Origin of the sequence: Aquimarina acroporae, assembly GCF_023195925.1 — a bacterium.
GTDB classification, from domain to species: Bacteria; Bacteroidota; Bacteroidia; order Flavobacteriales; family Flavobacteriaceae; genus Aquimarina; species Aquimarina acroporae.
On record NZ_JALPRE010000018.1, the window covers coordinates 69686 to 86701 of the forward strand.

The 17016-nt window shown below is 33.8% G+C and carries 16 protein-coding genes and 1 riboswitch; of the genes, 6 read left to right on the plus strand and 10 right to left on the minus strand.

Features of this window, described 5'->3' with window-relative positions:
* Positions 1–64: 64 nt before the first annotated feature.
* Positions 65–1252 (minus strand): hypothetical protein, encoded by a 1188-nt coding sequence (locus M0D21_RS20790; protein ID WP_248333092.1) that lies wholly within the window; start codon positions 1250–1252, stop codon positions 65–67.
* A 109-nt stretch (positions 1253–1361) separates the two neighbouring features.
* Positions 1362–2642 (minus strand): fumarylacetoacetase, encoded by a 1281-nt coding sequence (gene fahA / locus M0D21_RS20795; protein WP_248333093.1) that lies wholly within the window; start codon positions 2640–2642, stop codon positions 1362–1364.
* A 310-nt stretch (positions 2643–2952) separates the two neighbouring features.
* On the opposite strand from fahA, the gene glyA reads away from it, so the two are divergent.
* Entirely contained in the window at positions 2953–4227 is a 1275-nt protein-coding gene (gene glyA, locus M0D21_RS20800; protein WP_248333094.1) for a serine hydroxymethyltransferase, read from the plus strand.
* A 67-nt stretch (positions 4228–4294) separates the two neighbouring features.
* On the opposite strand, the gene M0D21_RS20805 is transcribed toward glyA, so the two are convergent.
* The 6 genes from M0D21_RS20805 to M0D21_RS20830 form a co-directional block, all read right to left on the minus strand.
* A complete protein-coding gene (locus M0D21_RS20805; RefSeq protein WP_248333095.1) occupies positions 4295–4900 on the minus strand; it encodes a carboxymuconolactone decarboxylase family protein in 606 nt (201 codons plus the stop codon).
* Between the two features lie 2 nt (positions 4901–4902).
* A complete protein-coding gene (gene lspA, locus M0D21_RS20810) occupies positions 4903–5424 on the minus strand; it encodes a signal peptidase II (protein WP_248333096.1) in 522 nt (173 codons plus the stop codon).
* Positions 5425–5482: 58 nt separating this feature from the next.
* The gene (locus M0D21_RS20815; RefSeq protein WP_248333098.1) at positions 5483–6016 is read right to left on the minus strand and encodes a DUF4440 domain-containing protein; all 534 of its coding nucleotides are present in this window, start codon (positions 6014–6016) and stop codon (positions 5483–5485) included.
* Positions 6017–6094: 78 nt separating this feature from the next.
* Complete coding sequence (locus M0D21_RS20820) at positions 6095–6640, minus strand: GNAT family N-acetyltransferase (RefSeq protein ID WP_248333099.1); 546 nt, start codon at positions 6638–6640, stop codon at positions 6095–6097.
* A gap of 3 nt (positions 6641–6643) precedes the next feature.
* The gene (locus M0D21_RS20825) at positions 6644–7081 is read right to left on the minus strand and encodes a hypothetical protein (RefSeq protein WP_248333103.1); all 438 of its coding nucleotides are present in this window, start codon (positions 7079–7081) and stop codon (positions 6644–6646) included.
* Between the two features lie 52 nt (positions 7082–7133).
* Complete coding sequence (locus tag M0D21_RS20830) at positions 7134–8690, minus strand: hypothetical protein (RefSeq protein WP_248333104.1); 1557 nt, start codon at positions 8688–8690, stop codon at positions 7134–7136.
* A 276-nt stretch (positions 8691–8966) separates the two neighbouring features.
* On the opposite strand from M0D21_RS20830, the gene lpdA reads away from it, so the two are divergent.
* The gene (lpdA, locus tag M0D21_RS20835) at positions 8967–10373 is read left to right on the plus strand and encodes a dihydrolipoyl dehydrogenase (protein ID WP_248333106.1); all 1407 of its coding nucleotides are present in this window, start codon (positions 8967–8969) and stop codon (positions 10371–10373) included.
* Between the two features lie 62 nt (positions 10374–10435).
* Here lpdA and M0D21_RS20840 read toward each other — a convergent pair whose 3' ends face one another.
* A complete protein-coding gene (locus M0D21_RS20840; protein ID WP_248333108.1) occupies positions 10436–11146 on the minus strand; it encodes a LytR/AlgR family response regulator transcription factor in 711 nt (236 codons plus the stop codon).
* A complete protein-coding gene (locus M0D21_RS20845; protein ID WP_248333110.1) occupies positions 11136–12212 on the minus strand; it encodes a sensor histidine kinase in 1077 nt (358 codons plus the stop codon). Before M0D21_RS20845 ends, M0D21_RS20840 begins: the two co-directional genes overlap by 11 nt.
* A 214-nt stretch (positions 12213–12426) precedes the next feature.
* Here M0D21_RS20845 and M0D21_RS20850 point away from each other — a divergent pair, with 214 nt between their 5' ends.
* Genes M0D21_RS20850 through M0D21_RS20865 form a run of 4 tightly spaced genes read left to right on the plus strand, consistent with a single transcriptional unit; the run spans position 12427 to position 16639 of the window.
* Positions 12427–13872 (plus strand): alpha/beta hydrolase family protein, encoded by a 1446-nt coding sequence (locus M0D21_RS20850; protein WP_248333112.1) that lies wholly within the window; start codon positions 12427–12429, stop codon positions 13870–13872.
* A gap of 49 nt (positions 13873–13921) precedes the next feature.
* Entirely contained in the window at positions 13922–14335 is a 414-nt protein-coding gene (locus M0D21_RS20855) for a MotA/TolQ/ExbB proton channel family protein (RefSeq protein WP_248333114.1), read from the plus strand.
* A gap of 24 nt (positions 14336–14359) precedes the next feature.
* Positions 14360–15265, plus strand: coding sequence for a TlpA disulfide reductase family protein (locus M0D21_RS20860; protein WP_248333116.1), 906 nt, complete (start codon positions 14360–14362; stop codon positions 15263–15265).
* A gap of 48 nt (positions 15266–15313) precedes the next feature.
* Entirely contained in the window at positions 15314–16639 is a 1326-nt protein-coding gene (locus M0D21_RS20865; RefSeq protein ID WP_248333118.1) for a serine hydrolase domain-containing protein, read from the plus strand.
* Between the two features lie 151 nt (positions 16640–16790).
* Positions 16791–16983: riboswitch (cobalamin riboswitch) on the plus strand.
* Positions 16984–17016 lie beyond the last annotated feature (33 nt).

Here is a 17016-nt window from a genome sequence, read left to right on the forward strand (position 1 = left end):
TATAGATTTTAAATAAAGAAAGAGACTCAAGGGAGTCTCTTTCTTTATTTACATACTATTTTGTTTATCTAAATCGATAGTTGGTGATAATACCTTTAAGTTTATTTTTTAAATCTTCACCAGAATCATATACCATTTGCTCGTTAGATGGAAATTGTACTGCTTGCAACCCTAGATACCTTACCAGATCATCTTCTAGTGCCCTTTTATCTCCATTATAATTAGCATAGACATGCTGGAATACAAATTCACTAGCAATAGGGAATGCCTCAAGCAATTGTTTAGTTCTTAGGTTTTTATACTGTACATTTCCAACTACGTTTGCAGCTTTAAATTGCGTGAATTCGTAATATTCACATCTTACCTTAACCATTTTGTCTACTTTGATTTTCTTTCCTTCTTCATCAAGTACAAATTCATCATTTTCATCCAGCAAATATTCCCAACCATCTTTAACTAATTTTTCCTTTTCCAGCTGACGTTCTCTTACCTGTTCAGGAGAAATATTAATTTCTCTAAAAGTTACTTCCATGGCATAGTCATAATTAATGGTCTTTTGTGGTTGGCTGTGATATACGGTCCATAAATCATCAAGACCGTAAGTACCAAAGTTGAGTAAATCTGCTTCTAATCGTTTCGGAATAATAACATTGGTTTTATTCTTCATATTGACCATAACAAAATCGGTACCTTTAAGATGAGCCTCTTCTATAAGATTTCTCGTATTCTTATAGTTCGGGGTAATTTTGTCTAAATATGTAAGATTGTCATATACTCTTCTAAAATCTTCTTTTCTGTTGGCATTAGACAATAACCCTTTGGCGCTTTCATATAAGTAGTTTGACAATTGTTCTTTTGTTGAAAGAATTTTTTGGTCATAGTTCTCTAAAGAGAAATTCGCATTTCGACCTTGTTCAACCAAATATAAAGGGAGTAGAGGTTTTATTCTTTCTTGTCTATCTCTTAGCGAAAGTAAGGTGTTATACATTCTTTCTAGGTTTGCAGGATTTCCTTCTCTTTCAAGATAACTTACCGCGTTCTTGTCTCTATCAACAACTTTTGCGTAAGCTTCTTCAAGCATAAGAATATAAGGTTGTTTACCTTTCTTTTCTTTGTTTGTTCTAAGTTTATTTAGTGCAATGTTGATCGCTTGATCATAATTTCCGGTATTTAGTGCTTTTTCAGTTTGTTTAACGCTACTACAAGAGGTAGCTAACACAAGCACTGTGCATAATAGTAGTAGTTTATTCATGTCTATAATATTTTAGATTTGGGATATGAAATCAATTTTGATGCCACAAAATAACAAAAAAACCTCGAAATAAGATTTTTCGAGGTTTTATAATTGCTAAGCCAGCACTTTATTTTTTGAAAACAGGCAATAATTTGGTTGATACCTCACCAAACCCGATTCTAACACCGTCTTTTTCACAATGCCCTCTCATAATGACTGTATCGTTATCTTCAATAAACTTTCGACTTCCTCCAGATTTGAGTTGAACGGGCTTTTCTCCTCTCCAGCTTAGTTCCAGCATAGATCCAAAAGAATCTGGGGTTGGACCAGATAGCGTTCCGCTACCCATCATATCTCCAGAATTTACTGGGCAACCGTTAATGGTATGGTGAGCCAGTTGTTGAGACATGTTCCAGTACATGTACTTAAAATTACTTTTACAAACGATAGTTTCTTTTTCGTTAGCAGGTTGAATCGCTACTTCGAGATCAATATCAAAACTTTTCTTTCCAGAAGACTGAAGATAAGGTAGTTGTTCTTTTAATGGTTTAGGACCATTTGTTCTGTAAGGCTCTAGTGCGTCGAGAGTGACTATCCATGGTGAAATAGAAGAAGCAAAATTCTTTCCTAAGAAAGGTCCTAATGGAACATATTCCCACTTTTGAATATCTCTGGCGCTCCAATCGTTGAATAATACTAATCCAAAAATATAATCTTCGGCTTCTTCGATTGGTATTGGTTCACCCAATGCGTTTGCATCTGTAGTTATGAAGGCCATTTCCAATTCAAAATCGACCAATCGTGAAGGGCCAAAAATAGGCTCTGTGGCTCCATTTGTTAATTTTTGCCCCTGAGGTCTATGGATAGGTATTCCAGATGGAATAATAGAGCTACTACGACCATGATACCCGACCGGAAGGTGTAACCAGTTTGGCATGAGGGCATTGTCTTTTCCTCTAAACATGGTTCCTACATTGGTAGCGTGCTCTATGCTGCTATAAAAATCGGTATAATCACCTACGCTTACAGGAAGCTGCATTTCTATTTCATCAAGAGCGAAAAGCACTTCTGTTTTGTGGTCCTTGTTATTTTTTAAAGTGTTATTTTTTTCGTCAAAGATTTCGGCGATTCTATTTCTTACCAATCTCCATGTTTTCTTACCATCAGAAATAAAATCATTCAAAGAATCTTGCAAAAAGATATCATCGGTTAGCGGAATGCCGTCAAAATACCCTAACTGGTGTAGAGCACCAAGGTCAATTGCGGTATCGCCAATTCTTGTCCCAATCGTAATAATATCATCTCTTGTCAAAAATACTCCAAAAGGAATATTCTGAATTGGAAAATCAGTATTGGGAGTAGTTTTAATCCACGTTTTTCTATTAGGATCATTTGCAGTTATAGGCATCGTCGTTTTTTTAATAATGTTGGTAATTCCGAGAATCAAATATATAATTTTCGCTCGGTTAAAAGTTTTTAATTATGCAAAAAAATATCCAAAAGAATCTTAAGATTTGATAATGTGTTTATTTATGCACTTTTTTTCAATTAATCCATTGATTTCTAACCTAAAAATATAACAAAAATTAACAATATTTCAATGGGAAGTCTTTGAGATCAAACTGTGAACAAATTGTTTATATTTATTAAGGTTTGTTTAGGCGATTGTAACGATTGTATTCCCTATTTTTGCTTTTTTATTAACAAACTAGGAATACATGCAACGCGACGAACAAATTTTTGATTTAATTCAGGACGAGAAAGAACGCCAGATTAACGGATTAGAATTAATTGCTTCAGAAAACTTTGTAAGTGAACAAGTAATGGAAGCAGCAGGATCAGTACTTACCAATAAATATGCAGAAGGTTATCCTGGTAAAAGATATTATGGCGGTTGTGCTGTAGTAGACGAAGTTGAACAGATAGCTATCGATCGTGCCAAAGAATTGTTTGGAGCGGCTTATGCAAATGTTCAACCGCATTCAGGTTCTCAAGCGAATACTGCTGTATATCATGCATGCTTAAAACCTGGAGATAAAATCTTAGGTTTTGATTTATCTCATGGAGGGCACTTAACACACGGATCACCAGTAAACTTCTCAGGGAAACTATATAAGCCTGTTTTTTATGGTGTAGAGAAAGAGACAGGTAGATTAAATTATGATAAAATTCAAGAAATTGCTGAAGCAGAAAAGCCTCAATTAATAATTGCAGGAGCATCAGCATATTCTAGAGAAATAGACTATAAAAGATTTAGAGAAATAGCAGATAGTGTAGGAGCTATATTAATGGCAGATATTGCTCATCCTGCGGGTTTAATAGCCAAAGGAGTAATTTCTGACCCTGTTCCTCATTGTCATGTTGTTACCACTACCACCCATAAAACATTAAGAGGCCCTAGAGGAGGGTTAATTCTGATGGGTGAGGATTTTGAGAATCCTTTTGGAATTACCTTAAAAAGTGGAAAGAAAAGAATGATGTCGTCGCTATTTGATAGTGCTGTTTTTCCTGGTAATCAGGGAGGGCCGCTAGAGCATATTATCGCAGCAAAGGCAATCGCTTTTGGAGAAGCTTTGTCAGATGAGTTTCTGCATTACATTGTTCAGGTAAAAAAGAACGCCGCAGTAATGGCAGAAGCCTTTGTAAAGAAAGGATATGAAGTGATTTCTGGAGGTACCGATAATCATATGATGCTGATTGATTTAAGAAACAAAAATGTTACTGGTAAGCAAGCTGAGGAAGCTTTGGGTGTAGCTGATATTACCGTAAACAAAAATATGGTTCCATTTGATGATAAGTCTCCTTTTGTTACTTCTGGGATTCGAATCGGGGTATCTGCGGTTACTACTAGAGGTCTTAAAGAAGACGATATGTTAGCAATTGTAGAACTTATCGATAGAGTAATTGATAATGTAGAAAATGAAGCTGTATTACATCAAATCGCAGACGATGTAAATGCTATGATGGCTGATAAGCCTTTGTTCGTAGCATAATCGATATGAACTTTTATAGAATTTGTGCGTAGATCTTACTGTTTACGCACTTTTTTTGGTCTTATATTTAAGAATGCCCCCAATTATCTGGGTCGTCGCTATCATTAGGTGAAAGCCCAATAATATCACCATCGGTATTTACACCAAGACCTACTACTGTCCGATTTACGTAGTTAAAATAGCTTACTACCTGATTGATTTCTAGTATTTCACCATCGGATAAGTTTTGTTCTCTAAGTTTATGAATATCGCTTTCAGAGATCTTGATATGTGAAAGAGTTAATTTTTTGGCATAGCACAAACCTTCTAAATACTGATATTTGAAATGCTGTTCAGGTTTATCTATAAGTAAAGATTGCATTACATCATCGTAGCGAGATTCATCGTTTAAGAGTCTTTTAAGTCCTGCAGCATGATGATCTACGCAATAACTACAATGATTAAGGTGACTTACATAAACTCCTAGTGTTTCTAGATACCACTTGGGGAGCGTATTGTTAGAGTTGTGAAGAACATTTTTGTACAACCCCATATGACCTGTGAGCGTGTGAGGCCTCAAACTATGAATAGACAATACATTGTCAATAGTATTGTTTGGACCCTTAACACGGTCATATATTTTTTTGAGATGACCTGTCGCTTGCTCAAACGATATTACTTTAATCCAGCTCATGATTATTGCATTTTCTCCTTAAAAAAAGACCCTTTTTTATCTAACAGTGCTACAGATAATACCAATATAGATCCTAGCATTATGGATACATCTGCCATATTAAAAATTTCAGTTTTGAAGATACCAATATCGATGATTAGGAAATCTGTCACAGAACCATAGATAATACGATCGAAGAGATTTCCTATTCCTCCTCCAATAATACAAGCAAAACCAATAATGGTAGGTCTCGAATATTCAGTTTTTATAATTATTTGTCTTAGTAAAACTAGTAAAATAAGGATGGGGAGTACCTGTAATAGTACAATCTTTAAAATTGGGCCTAAATCTGACCCTAAGCTATATGCAGCACCTGTATTTTCTACTTTGGTTAATATAAAGTTGTCTTTATACACATTGATTCTTTCGTAAGGTTCAATGGTTTGTCTAACTACTGTTTTCGAGATTTGATCACAGCTTATATTTAATACTACTAACCCCAGGGTGAATATTAATTTTATTTTTCGATTCAGTTTTAATTTCATGTGCAAAAAGGGGAGATTTTGTAAAATGTTTTAAGAGCAAAAGAAAATAGCTGTTTTCTTATTGTGGGCAATATTTTTCATACGCTTTTAGAGCGTAAGCAGCAAGAAAGGTTTCTTCAGTTACGGTTTTATTTTCGTTAGAGTCATAATCCATGAGAATTTTCCACTGTTCATCTTCTAATCGCAACAATACATGAAACTTTCCGTAGGAGTATTGTGTTTCATTTTTATCACTTATATAGGTGACTTTATAAATACCCCTGTCAGATACGATGGTATCTGATAGGATACGTTCAAACAATCTGAATTCAATTTTTATAGAATTTTTACTCGGTGTGCTCCATCTCTTTTTATATCCTTCAAGATATTGATCTACGCTTTTGATCTCTCCACCATTTCCAGAAATTCGTAACATGTCAGAATTGTGTATTGAAGCAAATAGTTCATAGTCGGAATTTGCATATGCCTGAGAGAAATTTTTATACATATCTTCATTTATTTTATCATGAAGGGCTGCTTTTTGGGCAGCGATATCCTTTGTGAAAACTATTGATAAAATAAAAAAGAGTACTACGTTTTTAAAGTGGTTCATGAACATGTATTTTACTTCTTACAAGATAATCATTCTAACGCATAAAAGCAGTCGAAATTATAAGATGATAAGTGATGGTTATTTGTAATCTGTTTTTTGAATTTGGTAGAGTACACAATTCTTTAATCGCGAATTGTCTAAAAGTTTTGGGTGCTCAAAAGTTTTGGTTTTTTGCATCTCAATTTTTTTCATGATCAATTCAGATTTTACATTGACTTCGGGAGCAACAGAGTATATAGTTTCAAGATTGATGGTATTAAAACCATATTCAAGACAAGCTTTGGCACCTTCAGTAGCGTATCCTTTATTCCAAATACTTTTTTTTAGCCGCCATCCTATATCTACAAATGATCCTAACTCTTCTAGGTACGTCTGTTCACACAATCCTATAAAACCGATAAATTCTGAATTCTCCAAAATATCTACCGCAAAGTAACAGAACCCTTTTTCTTTCTGCATCTGTAGCATACGATGAATAAAGTTGTGAGTGTCCTTTTCTGAGGGTTTAAATGGGAAGAATTCCATTACATCATCATCATTATTAATTTCAAATAATGCTTCTGTTTCATTAAAGGACCAATTACGAAAGCCCAGACGTTCTGATTTGAATATATAATTTGACATGAATTAATTGTTGTTAAGTTTTTTATATGCCCATTCCTTGGCACTTTTTAATAAGAAATGATTGTTGTCGGAAGAGAAAATTCCTTCAAATTGATTCACTTCTTGATAAACGCATCCCGAACATGTAAAAATAATACTTCCAGACTGTTTTAAACGATTTATTCGATCTTGTTCTATAGAATCTAACTGGATGTGATTTTTGTTATTTAATATTTCAAGAATCACTATAGCTAGAAATTGTTTTGCAGTTTGTTTTGATTGTAAATTTGATCTAATAGCATCAAAATCTTTCTCTACCATGAGCTGTTCCATGTGCAACACAGCTTTACTTTTGTTTCTTGAAATACCACAGTCAAAAGATACATTATGATTTTCAAATTTATCTTGTGAATATAAATTCAGAGCTACTAAAAAGACACTTGCAAATACAATGTGTTTCATGATGTTTATTTAATACTTAGTTGAAAACTAAAATCAAAAACAGCACCAAATTTTAATTACCATCGGTAAAATTTACACTTTCGTATGCTCCTATGTCTGGAGCTGTGGTATTTCGTAAAGTTCCCAAAATATCTGAACCAGAAGTTGGAGTAGAAGCGTTCCCATTTGCTGGCGAGTTCTCTCCAATGTTTAGCATATTTTCAAAAGGCATTCTGAAATTAGGATCTTCATTAAAAATGTTATTTTCAAACAGAGAGGTATTAGAGAAATCGTACAACGCGTTATCTGTAAATTGATTACTAACGTCATTGAACCGAATCAAACAATTTTTGAAATTATAATTGAAAGCGGTTCCTTCAACTCTGCTAAAGAGAAGTTCCAAATCTTGATTTCCGTAAATGATAGTGTTCGAAAAATTTGCCTCAACTAAATCTGCAATTACTACTTCGCTTTCACTAATTTGTATGTTGTTATCGATTAACACTACAGGAAATTGTCTAAAACCTGTACCAATACTTGAATAGTTGGTAAAAGTACAATGATTAAAGTTGTAGATACCTCCCAATGCACAATTAAGCGCTACTTGACCCGCGTTGTTTATAACCACATTTTCGCCCAAAATATGTCCCGTTCGTGCCAATAACCCTACGTTAGAACTATTATAAATCTGTGTATTAGTAATTGTAAGTGTTGGATCTGTAGTACCATCATTAGAATCCATTAATATACCCACCGTGGCATTTTTAATAGTTGCATGGTTGATCTGGTGACCGGTACTTCCTGCTGTAAGCCAAATAGTTCCCCATTGACCGGGTACATCACTAAAGCCAGGTTCAAGACGGTCGCTTTCAAAAATCACTTCATTTTCCAAAAGATCAGGATCTGTACTTATGGCTCCATTCACTTCCAGCGTAGCGTTATTAGCGGCAATTAAGCCAGAATTGGCATGAAAATGTATGCGAGCTCCTGGATCTATGGTCAATGTTCTTCCTCCGGGGATAGCAGCATATCCATAAATAACATAAGGTCTTTCATTGGTGAAGTTGAGTTGATCGTCACCTAAGAAAAAGCCTTCGATTCTAATTTCGTTATTTTCATCGTCCAACCCTAGTAACAAGGTTTCTACCTCTCCTGTCATAGCATCTCTCGAAGGAAATAAAAATATGGCATCTTTAATAAGGGTTACCAGGTCAACATCTTGTTGGTTGGCGCCATTATCAAATAGTATTCTATCGGTATATAAAAACTCTAAATCTGAGGTCTCATCGGTAATATCTGTTGTCGTTTCAATAAATATGAAAATGCTATCCTTTGCAAGTACCTGGATGTTTTCAAAAGACTTACCAGGTATTCCATCTACATTCAATCTATAATTTGAGCTTTCACCTCTTTCTAAAGCTATAGATGGTATTGTAAAATCGTCGTTGGTACGATTGTATACTTTAAAATTATAGGTACTAGAACCAATATTGGTAAATACTGTATCCAAATATAGCGTGTCTGTAGAAAATTGAAGATTACCAGAACTTGGTCCAGATTCAAAATCTTTACGACAGGAACTCCACAAAATAATGACACAAATTAAAACAAGAGGGGATAGGTATCTCATAGTAGTCGAAAAGAATCGTTTTTAGGTTTTATGAATAAATAATCATGTTGCAAAGTAGCAAAGTTTTTTGTTTTAAACATATTGAGCGCTTATTCTTTCGGGTATTTATTTTGCAACGATTATCATATAACTTTTGAAATGCTCTAAATATTGCTGTCAAAGTATGAATATATCGATAAGTTCTTGTATTCTTTTTGAGAATTTAAGTAATAGATTATTCTATAATACCTTAACTTTGTCTTTTCAAAATTTAATACGACAACATAATAACTTATTATGAGTACATACGATGTAGCCGTTATTGGCTCTGGACCTGGTGGATATGTAGCTGCTATTCGATGCGCACAACTAGGTATGAAAACTGCAATAATCGAAAAATATTCAACACTTGGTGGAACTTGTTTAAACGTAGGATGTATTCCTAGTAAAGCATTACTAGATTCTTCGCATCACTATGAGCACGCAGTAAAGCATTTTGCCGACCATGGTATCGAAATACCAGGTGAGGTAAAGTTTAATCTTGAAAAAATGATCGCTCGCAAGCAGGCTGTGGTAGATCAAACTACTGGTGGAGTCGATTTTTTAATGAAGAAAAACAATATTGAAGTATATGAAGGTGTTGGAGCATTCAAAGATGCAACTCACATAGATATTACCAAAACTGATGGTAAAGTAGAATCTATCGAAGCTAAAAATATAATTATAGCTACGGGATCTAAACCATCTACGCTTCCTTTTATTAAAATAGACAAGAAAAGAGTAATTACATCTACCGAAGCTTTAAAGTTAAAAGAAGTACCTAAACACTTGGTGATTATTGGAGGTGGAGTTATAGGATTAGAGTTAGGACAAGTATATCGACGTTTGGGAGCAGAGGTTTCTGTTGTAGAGTATATGGATAGAATTATTCCAGGCATGGATAAAGCACTTTCCAGAGAGTTACAAAAGGTACTTAAAAAACAAGGGGTGAAGTTTTATACTTCTCACAAAGTAACTGGAGTAAAAGCCACTGCAAAACAAGTTACTATTACTGCAGATGATAAGAAAGGAAATCCAGTAGAATTTAAGGGAGATTATTGTTTAGTTTCTGTGGGCCGTCGTCCTTATACCGATGGTTTAAATGCCGAAGCTGCTGGCGTGAAAATTAATGAAAGAGGACAAGTAGAGGTGAATGATCATCTTCAAACCAATGTTTCTAATATTTATGCTATCGGAGATGTTGTAAAAGGGGCTATGCTAGCTCACAAAGCCGAGGAAGAAGGTGTTTTTGTTGCAGAAACTTTAGCGGGTCAAAAACCACATATCGATTATAACCTTATCCCGGGAGTGGTATATACTTGGCCAGAAGTGGCAGCAGTAGGTAAGACTGAGGAAGAGTTGAAAGAAGCCGGAGTAAAGTATAAGGCAGGTCAGTTTCCATTTAGAGCCTTAGGGAGAGCAAGAGCAAGTGCAGATATAGATGGGTTTGTGAAGATTCTTGCAGATGAAGCTACAGATGAGGTGCTAGGAGTTCATATGGTAGGAGCACGTTGTGCAGATATTATTGCCGAAGCTGTTACAGCTATGGAGTTTAGAGCATCTGCAGAGGATATTTCTAGAATGTCTCATGCGCACCCAACTTTTACTGAGGCGGTTAAAGAAGCAGCTTTGGCCGCTACAGAAAATAGACCTTTACACGTTTAAAAGATAATTTTTTCTGAATATTAAAAAGCGAACCTACATGGTTCGCCTTTTTTATACTATAATTAAATCTGTCCAAGTTTTGTCATTACCTCAGTTTTATAATTTCTGCTAATAGGAAGGGATTTGTTGCGCAGTATAATTTCTTCATTAGAGAAAGAATCGATCTTAGCTACGGCAATAATAAAGGATCTATGAATTCTCATAAATTCAGATTGTGGGAGTTTAGATTGAACATTACTAATAGTTTCTCGGGTGACAATAACCTGAGAAGTACAATGAATTTTAATATAGTCACTGTAACTTTCTATATATTCAATTTCCGAAAAATCGACCTTTTTCATTCTTCTATCTGATCTAACAAAAATGTAATTGGTTTTTTCAGTTTCTTCTTGAATCACCGGAACATCTTTGTGATAAACTTCAAAATAATTTGTTATAGCATTTAACAACCTTTCAAATGAAATAGGTTTCAAAAGATAATCTACAGCGTGCAGATCAAAGCCATCTATTGCATACTCTCTATAGGCAGTTGTAAAAATGATCTTAATGTTTTTGTTAATCGATTTAGCGAATGAAATCCCAGAAATATCGGGCATATGTATATCTAAAAAAATAAGATCTATTTGTTTCTCATTAATATGTTCAAAAGCTTCGATAGCATTGTTGCAGGTGGCTACTACATCTACTTGACTAATTTTACTCAAGTGATCTAAAATAACCTCTCGCGCTGTGGGTTCATCATCTACTACTATACAAGAAATTTTAGTGCTCATGTAAATTTAATTTTGAAACTTTTATCGATAATGTGACCGTATACCAGTCATGGTCTCTGGCTATATCTAATTGGTAGTTTTCGGGGTAAAGTAAATCTAGTCTTTTTTGAATGTTTTTTAGTCCAATACCGCTACTTTCTTGGCCCATGTCCGCATGTACAGAATTTTTAATTTTAAACAATAATTCAGTGTTGTTACAACTCAACTCTATAGAGATGTGAAGTTTTCCGTTTCTTAATTGTCCATGTTTAAAACTGTTTTCTACAAATGGGATAAAAAGCATAGGGGCAATTTCTATGGTACTATCGGTATCTTCGATTTGTAAAGAAATTTCTAATGAATCTCTGAAACGCATTTTTTCGAGAGCTATATAGTCATAAATATGTTCGATTTCCTGATCAAGTGAAACCAGAGGTTTATCAGATTGATACAACAAATAGTCTAATAGATTTGATAACTTTAAGATTAATTCAGGAGTCTCTTCAGATTTTTTAATAGCAAAACCATACATAGTATTTAAAGTGTTGAAAAGAAAATGAGGGTGAATCTGCATTTTTAGATACCTTAATTCTTGTTCTTTTAGCTTTAATTGTGTTTCTAAAATTTTAGTTTGCAGTTTTTGATTTGCAGTGTTAGACTTGTAATTATGCCTTGTTAGATCAAGTGCACTTGCAATAAACACCACAAAGTATACTGCGATAAATAGAAACAACGGACTTCTAGTCATAGGAGCCATATCTCCAATTTTTGTTTCTGTTAGAAAAATTAATCCGTAGAAAAAGGAAATTACAATGAAATAGGCCGAAATAATAATGGTATATACACAGTATAAAATAAACAACCGATATTTTTCTTGAAGCAAATATCTAGGGATTAGTATATCAATCACTGTATAAGTGGTCCCCATGGTTACGGGCATCAGGAACAAAGAGAAAGAAAATACATAGTTAATATCTTGCGTATTATATCCAAAAAAATAGGTGTAGCAAAATAATACTGCAATCCAAAAAATGGAATGGAGTAATACCTGAGCGATTTTTTTAAGTATAAACTCTTTAGATATCATTGCTATTGAATAAACGTTTAATATCTATATATTTTTTTAAAGTACGTTAATAATGCGATAAATAACCAAACTTTGTTGGTTTTTAACCGATGTAACACTCTCCCTTGAATTTTAGGTTATATCGGTGGTTGAAATCGTAATTCGTCGTAATTACCTTATATGAATTGGTTTTGATTTTAGTTTTGATTCAAATTCGAATCTTAATTAAATTTTTATGAGAATCCTAGAACTTATCTTTTTGATCTGCGTACTGATCGGTATTGTGAGTTTCTTTATAAAGCGATCATCACTTATAAAATACTCTTTATATGTATGTACATTATTATTAATTCTTCATTTGAGTATTGAACAAGGTAGATGGCAAATGTTTCCAGGGTATTTTTCATTTAGTCTTTTGATATTACTATATGTTTTTCAAAAATTGAATGTTTGGATTAGAAAGTTAGTATTAGTTTTTGGACTTCTATTTTCTGTTCTTAGCTTGGTTTTGGCAAATGTACTTCCGGTTTTTCAATTGCCTTCTCCCTCTGGCAAATACCGGGTCGGAGAGCAAACAATATTTCTTGAAGATCATTCCAGAATTGAAAAACTAAGTGAAGAACAAGGAGCCTATAGAAAATTAACAATCCATATTTGGTACCCTTCAACACATAAAATAACAAAACCTGAAGTGCATATGGGAAAAGGGTATGCAGAAGCTTTTGTACAAAGTAAGGGTATGCCTTCTTTTATAGGAAGCCATTTTGAACTAATTGAAACGCATACTCAAAAACTTTTACCAATAATAGAAAACAAACAGTTTCCGGTAGTTCTTTTGTCACATGGTTTGCTTTGGAACAGTAAAATGTATACCTCTATCGTAGAAGAAATAGTAAGTAATGGATATATCGTAGTTGGGATTGACCATATTTATGAATCGTTCATGACAGAATATAAAGGCAAAAAATTGAGGTGGAGTCAGAAAAATATAGATGATATGAATGTTGGATTAGATTTTGGCTATATCAATGAGAGAATGAATTTGGGTTTGCAAAAAGAGAACACAGCGTCAAAAAGCAAAGCTGTATTAGAACTAAATCGTTACTTACCTTATTTTGAGAGCCTAGATAGATGGTCAGATGATATTTCTTTCGTTTTAGATCAAATAGAAGCGTTAAATCGCAATCGGGAAAGTGTGTTTTTTAAAAAATTCGACCTTAATAAAATAGGCTCTTTGGGGCACTCCTGGGGAGGAGCAGCTGTAGTACAAAATGCAAGTGTAGAAAATCGTGTTAAAGCAGTGGTTAATATGGATGGTGCACAATGGGGTAGAGTAGTAGATACTACGATTCAAAAACCATTATTGGTATTGCATGCCGATAGAAATTATGATACGTTTTTCACACCAAATTTCTTTGTATACGATAAAATAACAGAAGAAGATTATTATTTAGCTACTATAAAATATACAGGGCATGCCAATTTTGGCGACCTGTCTTATTGGTCAAAAATTCATTCACTTACAGAAACAGGAACTATAGACCCTACAAGAATGAGCTTTATCACCAATTCTCTAATTATTAATTTTTTCGATAAATACTTCGATCACCGCAATAGTGCATCGCAAGATCATTTTTTCACCACAAATTTGCCTGAAGTGCATATTGTTAAGAAAAAATAGAAGCCATTTTCGAAGATTATAAAAATATTTTTAATTTAATATATTCAATATGACATTATTATTCTTCATTCAACCGCAAGATCATTCTGCATTTGCACATATTCTTCATTTATTACATGATGGAGGGTTATTTTTTATGGTACCAATTTTGATGACCCTTTTACTGATACTTTTCTTAATTGTTAGAAATGTATTGGTATTCTTTAAGGAAAAACGATTTTCTACAAAATACATAAAGCTAATTAATTCCTTAGGGTTGTTAATTTTAGTTTGGGGTATTTTGGGGCAACTCATTGGGTTAATAGAGGCATTGGATCGAATAGACATGATAGGTGATATTTCAACCAATATGTTGGCGGGTGGACTAAAGGTGTCGGCATTACCAACGCTGTTCGGGAGTTTTGTATTTGTAGTTTCCAGAGCCGCTACGACCATTTTTATTTGGATACAGAAGGAATCTTAGTAATTATTCTTAATCTTTTTAGTAATGATTAAAGAAATTTTTAAAATCCTTTTAGGAATAGTCGTTGCGATTGCTGCGATTGTTACAGTGTTTTTGTCTCTTCGTTATGCAAAAGTTATTTATGAATTCTCAATGCTAAGATGGATTGCTATTTTGGCTTGCATCTTAGGATTTTATCTGTCAGGACGTATTAACAAAAATACTTCATTAAAACTTTTACCGGTTGTACTCGTTGCACTAGTGGTTTTTAAACCATTCAGGTACTTTTATTTTCCGTTTATCATTGTGCTCTTGATTTTTGCAATAACTACGTTACTATTAACTAGGCATGAAATAAAAAACAGAAATAAGAAATGGTTGTTTTTGACCATGACAGGAGCACTTATTTGTTTTATGTTTTCTCAGCCGTTAATCCTTCAGAAAGAGAACTTCAGAAAACAATTTGATGGAACATTGGTTAATGCAAGTATAGTTTGGGATTTCGCGAAGAAAGCAGAATCTGAGTTTCCTAGTTTTACCTTGGTTGATCCTCAGAACAATACAATTTCATTGTCAAATTTTAGAGACAAGACGTTATTCGTGAATTTTTGGGCCACTTGGTGTGCTCCATGTCTAAGGGAAAAACCTACTCTAGATCAAATTAAAGATAAGTATACTAGAAGAGATGATGTGGTATTTATAGATATCTCGATTGATCACGATGTGCAAAAATGGAGATCGTATATAGATAAAAATAATCCCAAGGGTTTTCAGTTGAATACTAATGGAAATGAAATTCAAATTATGCGAAAATTAGGATTTTCAGGAATCCCTTTTCATGTGTTGGTTAATTCAGAAGGATTATATAAACAAAATGATAGCCTACAGATGGTAGAAGAGCTTTTAACCGATACAGAAAAGTTGAAATCGTTTATTTCAGATTACCAATAAAATAAATATTCATCTTACCGAAAAACGGTACATATAATTTTATAAAAAATGAGACTCATTAAAACATTTATAGTTATAAGTTGTGTTGTTTGCAATTTAAGCTTGACCGCGCAAAAATTTGATGATCAGAAACTGGATAGCCTTTTTACATTGTTAGAACAGAAAAATAAGGCTATGGGGAGTGTATCTATTCTTAAAGAGGGAAAAGAGGTTTATACACGTTCAATAGGTTATGTCGATGCAGAAAAAAAGATATTGGCCGATAATAAGACCAAATATCGTATTGGTTCTATAACCAAAACGTACACTGCTACTCTTATTATGCAATTAATTGACGAAGGAAAACTTACATTAGAGACTACCTTAAGCACTTACTTTCCAGAAGTGCCTAATGCCAATAAAATAACAATCGAACATTTGTTACGGCATAGAAGTGGGCTTTATAACATTACCAATGATGAAGATTTTAGAAAATGGATGCTTGTTCCCAATACACGAAAAGAAATGATGGATCGTATTGTGAAAAAGGAAATACAATTTAAACCCAATAAGGAAGCAAAATATTCTAATACTAATTATTTGCTCTTAGGATATATACTCGAGGATATAGAAAAGAAAAGTTATGCTGAAATTTTAGCATCAAGAATTACGATTCCGTACAATTTGAATACTACTAAATATGGGGGTAAAATCGATATCAACAATAATGAGGCAAATTCGTATCGCTACCATGCCGATTGGGTGATACAACCGGAAACAAATATGAGTGTACCCGCTGCGGCTGGTGCAATAATAGCTACCCCCAAAGACGTGGCTATGTTTTATCATTTACTATTTTCAGGGAAATTGGTGTCTGATGAATCATTATCCAAAATGAAACAGTTAAAAGATAGATTTGGTTTAGGACTTATGAAATTTCCATATGAAGAAGGAGAGAATTATGGTCACTCAGGAGGTATTGATGGGTTTCAATCATTGGCGATTTATATACCTGGCAAAAATCTGGTGATGACCTATGTTTCAAATGGAGTGGTTCTAGGATTAACAGAGGTGTTAATGGGAGTAGCGAAAATATATTTTGGAGCACCTTATGACTTTCCAGAGTTTAAACCAGCATTAGAGCTAACACCTGAGGAGTTAGTGCCTTATTTGGGTACATATACGGCAGAGGTGTTTCCTTTTGAAATTAAAATGACCCAAGAAAAGGATGTACTCGTAGTTAACGCTAAAAACGGACCAACTTTTCCTGTTGAATCCCATGAGAAGAATAAATTTCAGTCTGATGAAGTTGGAGTGAAAATCGAATTTTTCCCTTCAGAAAATAAAATGATCCTGCAACTAGGAGGGAAGACGACAGAATTAATCCGAAATTAGTTTTAACCAACTCCGCTTAAAATTATTAATTCAGAAGGTAATATTGCTTTTAAATTAGAATAGTTTAATAATAAACACTTTGTAGAAATTTTAAGGAGGTTTCGAGAATATTTGTGGTACTTTTACTAGAGATAAAGTTCTTTACATAAATTCTTCATCAACCAATATAGGTTTTACGTAATTGTAGATTAATAGGGAATCATGTGAAAATCATGAGCTGTCGCGCAACTGTAAATAACTATATAGTTTTTATCAATTTAGAATCCACTGTTCTTGTAAAATAGAATGGGAAGGAAGATAAAAATGTTATAAGCCAGGAGACCTGCCTATTATTGAATTGACTATACTTTCGCGATTTGAAGTAGGAGTTAAGCTTG